The sequence below is a fragment of the Deltaproteobacteria bacterium RBG_16_64_85 genome, assembly GCA_001798885.1.
Lineage (GTDB): Bacteria > Desulfobacterota > Deferrimicrobia > Deferrimicrobiales > Deferrimicrobiaceae > FEB-35.
Window position 1 is genome coordinate 1 of sequence record MGQW01000087.1, and the last position, 9,343, is coordinate 9,343.

Annotated in this window: 10 protein-coding genes and 1 pseudogene; 1 reads left to right on the forward strand and 10 read right to left on the reverse strand. The window is 63.4% G+C overall.

Annotated elements, in window-relative coordinates:
- A pseudogene (locus A2Z13_08695) lies at positions 1-447 on the forward strand (hypothetical protein).
- 27 nt (positions 448-474) lie between these two features.
- Here A2Z13_08695 and A2Z13_08700 read toward each other — a convergent pair.
- From A2Z13_08700 to A2Z13_08745, 10 genes are all read right to left on the reverse strand, one after another.
- Positions 475-1,041, reverse strand: a complete 567-nt coding sequence (locus A2Z13_08700; GenBank protein ID OGP76316.1) for a hypothetical protein — start codon at positions 1,039-1,041, stop codon at positions 475-477.
- A 13-nt stretch (positions 1,042-1,054) separates the two neighbouring features.
- The gene (locus tag A2Z13_08705) at positions 1,055-1,831 is read right to left on the reverse strand and encodes a hypothetical protein (protein ID OGP76317.1); all 777 of its coding nucleotides are present in this window, start codon (positions 1,829-1,831) and stop codon (positions 1,055-1,057) included.
- Positions 1,828-3,069, reverse strand: coding sequence for a hypothetical protein (locus A2Z13_08710; GenBank protein OGP76318.1), 1,242 nt, complete (start codon positions 3,067-3,069; stop codon positions 1,828-1,830). Before A2Z13_08710 ends, A2Z13_08705 begins: the two co-directional genes overlap by 4 nt.
- Complete coding sequence (locus tag A2Z13_08715) at positions 3,066-4,211, reverse strand: hypothetical protein (GenBank protein OGP76319.1); 1,146 nt, start codon at positions 4,209-4,211, stop codon at positions 3,066-3,068. The genes A2Z13_08710 and A2Z13_08715 overlap by 4 nt, the downstream gene beginning before the upstream one ends.
- Before the next feature lie 36 nt (positions 4,212-4,247).
- Complete coding sequence (locus A2Z13_08720; protein ID OGP76320.1) at positions 4,248-4,835, reverse strand: hypothetical protein; 588 nt, start codon at positions 4,833-4,835, stop codon at positions 4,248-4,250.
- A 134-nt stretch (positions 4,836-4,969) separates the two neighbouring features.
- Positions 4,970-5,956: a hypothetical protein gene (locus A2Z13_08725; GenBank protein ID OGP76321.1), complete on the reverse strand. Its 987-nt coding sequence runs from the start codon at positions 5,954-5,956 to the stop codon at positions 4,970-4,972.
- 7 nt (positions 5,957-5,963) lie between these two features.
- Entirely contained in the window at positions 5,964-7,364 is a 1,401-nt protein-coding gene (locus A2Z13_08730; protein ID OGP76322.1) for a hypothetical protein, read from the reverse strand.
- The gene (locus tag A2Z13_08735) at positions 7,361-8,095 is read right to left on the reverse strand and encodes a hypothetical protein (GenBank protein OGP76323.1); all 735 of its coding nucleotides are present in this window, start codon (positions 8,093-8,095) and stop codon (positions 7,361-7,363) included. Before A2Z13_08735 ends, A2Z13_08730 begins: the two co-directional genes overlap by 4 nt.
- 183 nt (positions 8,096-8,278) lie before the next feature.
- Positions 8,279-8,599: a hypothetical protein gene (locus tag A2Z13_08740; protein ID OGP76324.1), complete on the reverse strand. Its 321-nt coding sequence runs from the start codon at positions 8,597-8,599 to the stop codon at positions 8,279-8,281.
- Positions 8,600-8,678: 79 nt separating this feature from the next.
- Positions 8,679-9,263 carry a hypothetical protein gene (locus A2Z13_08745; GenBank protein ID OGP76325.1) on the reverse strand — a complete coding sequence of 195 codons (585 nt, stop codon included), beginning with the start codon at positions 9,261-9,263 and terminating at the stop codon, positions 8,679-8,681.
- Positions 9,264-9,343 lie beyond the last annotated feature (80 nt).

A 9,343-nucleotide genomic window follows, 5' to 3' on the forward strand; every position in this document is an offset into this window, starting at 1 on the left:
CTTTCCTTCCCGCTCCGGAACCTCCGGCTGCCCGGGGTGCTTCTCGCCCTCTCGGCGGGCGTCTTCTACTCGGTGGGGGCCATCGTGGACAAGCGGGGAGTGACGGTCGTGGACGTCTTCCTCTATACCTACTATCTCGACGTCGTCCTTTTCCTCTTCCTGCTGGCCAACGTCGTTCTCACCTCCTCGCGGATTCATTTTCTGGAAGAGGTCCGTACGCACTGGGCGCGCGGGCTTTTCGCGGGTCTGGTACTGTTCGCCTCCTTCCTCATGTACCGCATCGGCCTGCAGATGGCGAAAGTCTCGTATGCCACCTCCGTCCGGCAGGCCAGCGCCATCATCGGCGTCCTGGGGGGGATGCTCCTGTTCCGCGAGCGGTTCGGAGGAATCCGGCTGCTCGGGGCTGCGCTCATCGCCTTCGGGGTGATCTGCATCAAGCTGGGATAAACGGGGTCTTTGCCGTTTCGCCGATTTCTAATAAGGTTGTCGCGTTCCGGGGAATTTCTCTTCATAGTCCGTGAAATCCCGCAAGGCATCCTCTTCGAGCCGTATCCGCTGCCGGAGCGCCAGCAGGTTGGCCAGGGAAAAAACGACCAGTGTCACTGGGGCGCGCAGGAGTAGGGGGATCAGGAAGAATTCCAGCACCAGGACCAGGTAGTTCGGATGCCGCAGGAAGCGGTAGGGGCCTGCCCGTTTGACAGGCTCTCCGGGGACGACGACGATGCGTGTGGTCCAGTTTTCTCCCAGGCTGGCGATCGCCCAGTAACGCATGCCTGTGACCGGCAGAAGAGCGGCGAGGCAGCCGAAGGTCAAGGCGTCCAAAGGGACGCGCCACGGATGCGATTCGAGGAACAGGGCAAGGAGGAAGAGGACATGCAGCCCCACCATGACGGGGTAGGTCTCCGGGAAGAATTCCTTTCCCCCCCGGGCATATAGCACACGCCGGTTCCGGCGGCACAAGCCGAGTTCCAGGACGCGCTGCAGGATCACGAACGCGAAGACCCAGGCGAAGGATGCGGATTGAGGGTCGGTGGGAGGCACATGCCCTCCGGTATCAGGAGCCGGGAATGGGCGCAGGTCCCCGGCCTTGGGGTTCCATCCGCTTGCGGAGTACGATCAGTTCCAGGATCCCGAGGTAAAAGAGCCGCGAACGGTTCAAATCGAAACCGCTTTCGAACAGGAGTTTCCGCAGGAGCGTCCGGTCCGGGAACGTTTCAAGGCTCGCGGCGATGTAGCCGTGGATCTCCCGGTTCCGGTGCAGGAGGAAGCCCCAGAAACCGCACCAGGTCGAAAGCAGCCGGCACTGGAGTGTCTGCAGGAACGGATTCTCCGGTTTCGCGAAATCGAGGAAGGCGGCCACACCTCCCGGCTTCAGGATCCGGCGAATCTCATCGAATACCCGCCCGAGGTCCGGCGCGTTCCGCAGGGCGTAGCTCCCCGTGACGATGTCGAAGCTTTCGCCGGCAAAATCCGTACGGCACATGTCCTGCCTCGTGAACCGGACGTTTCGGTGGCGGTTGCGCTTCCGGGCCACTTCCAGCATCGGCTCCACGAGGTCCAGCCCTACGACCCTTCCCCCGGGATATTTATCGGCAAGGAGGAAAGTCACGTCGCCGGTGCCGCAGCCCAGGTCCGCACAGGAAGGCGAGGGCCACGCCGGCAGAGCCCCCACCAGGCATCTCTTCCACGCTGCGTCGCGCCCCAGGGACATGGCGCGGGTGGCGAGGTCGTACCTCGACGCGGCCTCGCTGAAATGCCTCTCGTTGTACAGTTTCTTCCTCTCCGGGATGCTCAGATGATCCCGGAGATTCAAGTCCAACTTCCCTTTCATCCCTTCTTCCCCGGCAGATAGCGCCACATGCTGCCGTCGTGCAGCGCCCGGAAGATTTCGTCGCAAGCCGCGAGCGCGCGAACGCGCCTGCCTTCGTCCATGCGGACGGATTTCCCGGCGAATTCGTGGCACCAGCTGCACTCCCCGCAATCCTCCTCGCGGCATCCCCTTTCGCGGAAACGCTCCATGAATCCGTCCAGCGCCCGATTGTCGATGAAAACCAGCGGGTCCCCCTCCACCGGCCGGGTCATGGACAGGAGGTCGGCAAGGCGCTTGAGCAGGAGCATGCGGACGGGATTGGCGAGCATCGGCCTGAAGAAGAACCGGAGGAGCCAGGCAAACCCGCGCCGGTTGGTACGGCCGGATTCCTTCACGCCCTGGAAACCGTAAGGCTGGACGAGGTCGAGCAGGTTTCCCTCGTAGCGCCTTTCGGCGTATGCCTTGACCCGCGCCGCCATCAGGGGGGTGGGGATGTCGCGCTCGGCGATCTTGAACCGGTCGTAGCCCAGTCCCTCGTACAAGTGCAGGTCCTCCGGCCGTATCCATTCCGAGCGGAGGAAGTTCACCGGGTCGCGCAGCTTCATCTCGGTGCATTTCAGGAAGCACCAGTCGATGAAGAACCCCTTGTTTCCATGCCAGGACTGCCCGGCATGGGAAAGCGCGTTCATATGCATCGGGGAGAGCGCGCATCCCGCGAGGCAGTTGTTGTTCGCCATCAGCTCGAGATCGCACTTCACGCTCTTGCGGATCCTCTCGAGGGTCGAAAGCTCCCGGTTGATCAGGATGCTGTCCAGCACGATGCTGTCCGCGCCCAGTTCCTCCCACATCCGGGCCTTGCGCACCCGGTCGACGCCCCCGAAAACCGAGACGCGCACCTTTAAACGCGGATAGCGGGTCTTGACGAGCTTCAGCAGGTAGGGGGTCGCGACGGTGACCGACGCGACGCCCATTTCGCAAAGCCATCCGGCCAGTTCCTCGATCTCCTTCTGTCCCGCGCGCGTGATCTCGCGGTTTCCGAGGCAGGAGGCGTTGAGGAGGTAATTGAATTCGATCCCGGCCCGGCGCGCATGCCGCACGTGCTCCTCGAGACTTCTCCGCGTCACGGGGGCCAGCTGGTAAGGCGCCCGTCCCCCACCTACCGCGTCCTCCCGCAGTTTCCCGAAGAGCTCCACGACCGGGTACTCCTTGATGGATTCGACAAGGAGAGGGTCGAAATTCGTAGCGACGCTCAACCTCATGGCGGACAGGCTTCTTCGCCGCCGGCGCCGGATCCGGCCCGGTGAGCCTGGAGCAGGGCCATCTCCACCGTCAGCCCCGGGCCAAAAGCCATTGCGCAGACCTTTTCGCTGTCGCTTCGGCACGGCTGCCGCAAGATTTCCTGAAGGACGAAAAGGATGGTCGCGCTGCTCATGTTGCCGAAATTGCGGAGTACCTCCCGGGAGGCCCTGACCTGCTCCGGGCGCAGGGACAGGCTCGCCTGGACCTGGTCGATGATCGACTTGCCGCCCGGATGGACGGCCCAGGTTTCTACATCGGCCATGCGAATACCGATCCTTGCCAGGGAAGGCTCGATGAACTCTCGGATATTGGCGCCGATGATCTTCGGAACATAGGTGGACAGGGCGATGTCGAATCCGTGATCCCCGATGCGCCAGGCCATGTCCTTCTCGCCGCTGGGAACGAGAGCGGATTGGAAGTCGTCGATCCGATAGGCGCTTTGGCCGGGGGCCGGCGGGCGGGCGCTGACGATCGCCGCGCCGGCGCCGTCGGCAAAGAGGGAGTTCGCCAACAGGGAATCCTCGTTTCCGTTCATCTGGAGGTGCAGCGAGCAGAGCTCCAGGCACATCACCAGAACGACGGCATCGGGATCGGCCTGACAGAACTGCGCTGCCATCCGCAGAGCGGGAAACGCTGCATAACAGCCCATGAATCCCAGGTGATAGCGCTGGGTGGAAAAGGGCATGCCTAGATCGCACACGATATAGAAGTCGGGCCCGGGATTGTAGAAACCCGTGCAGGATGCGGTGACAACGTGGGTGATCTCCATGGGGCCGACCCCTGGACAGCGGTCGAGGACTTTCCTTGCAAGCGCCACCGAAAGGGACCTGGACTCGAGGGCGAAAATGTCGTTGCGGGCGGCGGTTCCCGGCCCCTGCAGGAGCGCATCGGGGCCGGTCTTGAAGAAACTGCCGGCCTCGTTCCCGTCAAAGTTCGTGATCACGGAGTGGCGCTTCTCGATTCCCGACTGCCGGTAAAGGACGCGGATGATCCGCCTTGTTCGGTCGTCCTTGTACCAATCCTGCATTTTCTGGCTGGCCTGTTCCTGGGAGAAGGAGAACTCGGGAAGGATCGTTTCGACCTGATGGATCCATACTGGCATACGTTATGCCTCCGGTGCCGGCCTGGACGGGCCGGATTACTTCGGGGGTACGTCTTCCAGCTGAAAGGCCGCGTTGACGGTGACCTTGTCGCCGACCCGGACGATGCCGAAGAATACCGTCGGCGGCGTGAGATTGTATTCTTTCAACGAGACGGGGAATTCCGCGTCGAAGGACACCCGTCCGGAGATTTCCCGCAGGTTGCCGATGACGGCCTGGATCCTGCGCTCCACGTCGCGGATCTTCAGTATGAATTCCAACGTCCCCTTCCCGTTCGGGTCTTTCCGCATCTCCTGCCGGATTTTGTCCGGATCGAGGTTCGAAAGGACAGCCTGGATGCGCTGGAACTTCTCGTTTTGAAACATCTCTCGCATCTGCTTGTCCCGGGTCTTGTTCCTCGTGTCCATCTCCTCGACCAGGACGGAGATTTCCACCTCGGGGATGACCATCCTTCCGTCCGAGCCGCCCACGAGGCTTAACGGGAACGGCTGGCACCGCACCGTTCCGGCAAAGTCATGGAGCGTCGAGGTCCCCAGGATCCGGAGTTCGCAGTTCCCTTTCAGCTCCCCAGCACTTGCGGAGGAAACGAGCGTCAGCAGGGAAAAGGCGGCGATGCGGATTTTCAAGGAGTCCGTTCCCCCGATTCCAGTTTATTCCCCAGTTATTAGACGGTCGATCCCGAAAAAAGCCTCATCCCGGGAGAACGATTTCTCTTTACGTGGGTACGGATCCGGTGGGAACAGGAGGCGCCGCGGCGGTTCTACCCGCCGATGTACTCCCGGACCTTCTCGAGGAACGTCGAGTCGACCGGACGGGAACGCCCCGTCGCATAATCGTACATCACCTGGACCGTCTCGGCCTCGGTGAAGACACGCCCGTCGCGCGGGTCGAAGAGCTCGCACCGGAACCGGAAGGAGCTCCGCGACACGTCCGTGATGTACATCCGGAGACGCACCGCGTCCTGGAGCAGGATGGGGATCCGGTACCGGACATTCGCCTCGGCGAGGATGAAGGTGATGTCCTCGACCTTCGGCTGGCCGAGCACGTCGGCGAAGAACTTCACCCGCCCCGTCTCGAAGAGAGTCACCGTCACGGCGTTGTTCACGTGGCCCATGGAATCGATGTCGCCGAACCGCAGCGGGATGTCGGTCTCGTACACCTTCGCGGGGGCGGACGGCAGGTTCTCGCGGAACGGCTCACCGAAACGGCCTTGGAAGGCGATCTCGCCGATCCCTTTCCGGACGCGCGGCTTCTCGTCCTTCTTCCGGGTCTCCACGTCCAGATCCTCGTGCTTCCCCGGGTACCCGACGGCAACGACGGCGATCGGACGGAAATCCTCGGGCATGGAGAGCGCCGCCTTCAGGGGCGCTTCCTTCCACCCCGCCATCGGGTGCATGAGCAGCCCCTGGTCCGCTCCCCGGTAGAGGAGGCTCATCGTGGCCAGCCCCGTATCGTGCAGGTAATACTCCCGGCTCTCGACGACGGACCCGTCTTCCCTCCGCGCCCCGCTCACGATCAAGACCGGGGCTTTCTTTGCCCAGGCGTTCCCCGGGTCGAGCGCCTCCTCCAGGGCGGGCCGCCGGAGGTCCCCATTCTCCACGACCACGAATCGCCACGGCTGCCGGTTGGCGCAGGAAGGCGACCATCTCGCCGCCTCGATCATCCGCTCGATCTTCTCCGGCTCCACCGGACGGTCCGCGAACGCCCGCCGGCTTCGCCTCGCCGCCATCAGCTTGTGGAAGTCCATCTTCCCCTCACCCCGCGGGTGCGTTTCGCCTGGGCACGGTGATCCCGGAGGCGGGAGGAGCACGCTTCTTCTTCCGCTTTCGGGAGGTGCCAACCTTCGCCCGGTCCGATTTCTTCGCCGCCGGTTTCCAGCGCGCCTTTCCCCTGGCCTTTGCGTAGCCCGGGGGCGTGGAGGAGGGATATCCGAAGTACGTGTTGAACGCCTCCTTTCCCACGTAACTCCCCTTGATCTTTCCGCGGTTGTCGTTCACCACGAGGGCGGCCACGGCGAGCTTCGGGTCGCCCACCGGCGCCACTCCCGCGAACCATTCGAAATGCATCCGGGGGCTCCAGCCCGAAAGGGAGCCGGTCTTTCCCGCAACCTCCATGTCCTGCAGGATGGGGGTCGCCTCCGGGGAGCCGAAGGTCCGGCGCGAGGTGCCCATCTCGATCGTCTTCACCATCATCTGGAGGAGGGCGTCGGCCGTTTCCGACTTCACGGTGTCGCGCCACTTCGACGGCTCGGCCTCGAACAACGCGTTGCCGTCCTTGTCCTCCACCCGTTCGATGAGGATCGGCCGCGGCATCTCGCCGGAGGCGGCGATCGCGGACATGATCATCGCCATGTGAAGCGGGGAGACGTACACCTCCCCGAATCCCGCTCCGGTGCGGGCCAGGTTGTACTCGTCCCGGGGAATCTCGCCCTGGCTTTCCTCGACCGGAAGGTCGAAGGGGATCGGCTGCCCGAACCCGAACTTTGACATGTAGTACGCGAGGACTTCGCTGCCCACGTAGTTGACCGCCACCTTTCCGAAGACCGAATTGGCGGACTTGGCGATCGCCTCCTCAAGCGACATGGAAGGGACGCCCCGCCCGTCCCTGGCGTGGATCCCCTTGCGCGTGATCCCGTAAATGCCGCCGCGGTAGCTGATCTCGTCCTCCGGGGAGATATTCCCCTTCTCCAGAGCGGCCGAGGCCGTCACGACCTTGATCAGCGATGCGGCAGGATAGACCGCCTTGAGGGGAAGTCTCGGATCCGATTCTCCCCCCTTCCGGTACCCCACCAGCGCGACGACCCGGCCGGTGGCGGGCTCCATCGCCGCGAAGACGCCGTAGGGAGGGTCGAACCGGCGGAACAAGGCGAAGATCTGCTTCTGGAGATCCTCGTCGAGGGCCAGCATTACCCGAGCCCCGTCACCGGTGACCCCCTCCGCGCTCCCCTCGGACAATAGCGCAAGGAGGTCCAGATCCGTGAAGCCGTTCTCGAGTGCAACACGGCCGTCCTGGGCAGGCAGTGCGCGTGTGGGATGGGTGAGATGGTGCCGGTTCGCCGCCGCGACGCCCCGCGATACCAGCCAGCCGGCAAGGACGGCGGCGACCATCGCCAGGAACCGGTTCCTGGTCTTCCTCCGATTCCGTGGGTTCCTCACGATTTCCTTGCCAGGCATACGAGGGCCTCTGAGTCGGGGGTAAAGTCGGAACGCGCAAAGTCACCATAATAACGGATCGGGGCAAATCCCGCCCCGGAAAGCATCTCCCACAGTTCTTCGGGATAGATGGGGTACAGGGGGATCTCGTTCCGGAGGATCCGCGGCCCTTCACCTCCGGCAAGCCGGAGCGATGTGAGGAACCGGACTTCCCGCTGCCCTTCCCAGACATATCGACGCCGGAACTCGATCGACCCCTCTCCCCCCCGCATCAAGGGAAGTTCCGTGATCCCTTCGCGGAAAAGGCGCTCGTAGTTGAGGATCTGAAGGAGAATCCACCCGTCGGGAAACAGGACCGACGCGGCATCGGCGACAAACCGGGCGGCCTCCTCCCGCGGGACGTGGACCAGCGAATTACCCAGGCAGAGGAGAAGGTCGGCGACCGGGGAGACCAGGCGGGCCGTATCGGCGAACCCGCCGACTTCAACACGGGCTCCGGGGAAGGGCGCGAGCTTTTCCCGGGCAAGGGCGACAAGCGCCGGATCGGGATCGAACCCCACGCAGGAGAGGCCGGCAGAGGCGAAATGGAGAAGCTGTGCGCCGGAACCGCAGCCGGCGTCGGCCACCCGGCGGATTCCCCCCGTTCCGCGAATCCAGTCAAACAGCTCCCGCTGGGCGACGGAAACAGGGAACAAATCATCATAGACCTCGCTCAGATCCGCGTAGAATGCCACCCCACCTCCTCTCGCGCGTTATTTTATCAGGGCCGGAAGGCATTTCCCAAAAGAAAAGGGTGACGGGCACCTTCCCTGAGGGTGTACAAATTTCGGTCGAACAAGGAAGCGAAGGGAAAAAAAGGGGCCGCACGACCCCTTTTTTTCCCTTCCATTATCTTGATGGAAAAATTAGATAGGGATCTAGATCGGGACTGTCCGCTGACCGTCGGGGAACCCGTCCCGGTCCACCGGCGGGTGCCCGGGAGGGAGCCCCATCCCCGGCTGGCCGCGTAACGGCGCCTCCTCCCCGGGATCCTCATTCTCGGCTCCCGGCGTATCGGGGCACTGCCCGACCTGCGCCACGACGTTCCCGCCCAGCGTGAAAACACAGATGGGAGTCCCGTGAATATAGATCTGGCCGGAGGAAGTGAAAATCGGCGCTGCGGTACGGTGCACCTGCCACCGGGCAAGCGCCAACACGAGGAAAGCTGCCGCCAGCCCGAGCAAGACGATCTTTTTCACGGGTGCCTCCCTCTGCACAGTTGTCCTTTGGATGCCTCTCCCCAACGGTTGATTCCCCCGGCCGTGAAGAAGTCGCCGCTCAGTAGCTTCCCGTCCTTCCCCCCGGTCGGACGACTTCCTCTTCTCCCGGGCCGGCGGCCGGTTTGTACCGCGGATCCCTCGTCATCGCCGACCTCCCTCCGGTTTCCCCCCCCGGGAACGCCGTCCCGGGCGCCAGGAGAACCAGGGGCTGATTCACGTCGAGGAAATTGTCGAACGGGGAGGCGTCGTACCAGACGAACACTTCGCCGCGGACCTTGTACTCTCCGGGCTTGACGCCCTTCGTGTCCCAGTGAAAGGTTGCCCGGTAGATCCTCCCCCCTTCGCCAGTGAATCCGTAATTGTAAAGCTGGCTGGCAACTGCCTTGCCGTTCGCGAGAAGCTCGATTTTGGCGGTGTCGTTCCCCAGATCCCCACGGTTCTCGATCACCATGTCGACCCGGATCACGTCCCCCACGTGGGCGTGGATCGGGGTGACCCTCACCTCCCGCATGATGAGGTTGATGTAGGGGCCGTTTCCGTCGCCGTCCGTCCCGACGTGCCGGAAACCCCCGCGGGCCTGATCTCCCCAAAACAGAAGCGCGCAGGCCGCCAGAATTCCCAATGCCAAAAGCCGCCGATGCATCGTATTACAATTCCTGCCGTTTCCTTGGCCATCATTTTGCCTTAGATGCCATTTGTGTGGCGAAAATTCACGGCGTGCAG

Excerpts from the sequence above, each read along its gene's own strand:
- A2Z13_08705 (OGP76317.1), bottom strand. The coding sequence starts at position 1,831 with ATGAAAGGGAAGTTGGACTTGAATCTCCGGGATCATCTGAGCATCCCG.
- A2Z13_08710 (OGP76318.1), bottom strand. The coding sequence starts at position 3,069 with ATGAGGTTGAGCGTCGCTACGAATTTCGACCCTCTCCTTGTCGAATCC.
- A2Z13_08715 (OGP76319.1), bottom strand. The coding sequence starts at position 4,211 with ATGCCAGTATGGATCCATCAGGTCGAAACGATCCTTCCCGAGTTCTCC.
- A2Z13_08725 (OGP76321.1), bottom strand. The coding sequence starts at position 5,956 with ATGGACTTCCACAAGCTGATGGCGGCGAGGCGAAGCCGGCGGGCGTTC.
- A2Z13_08745 (OGP76325.1), bottom strand. The coding sequence starts at position 9,263 with ATGCATCGGCGGCTTTTGGCATTGGGAATTCTGGCGGCCTGCGCGCTT.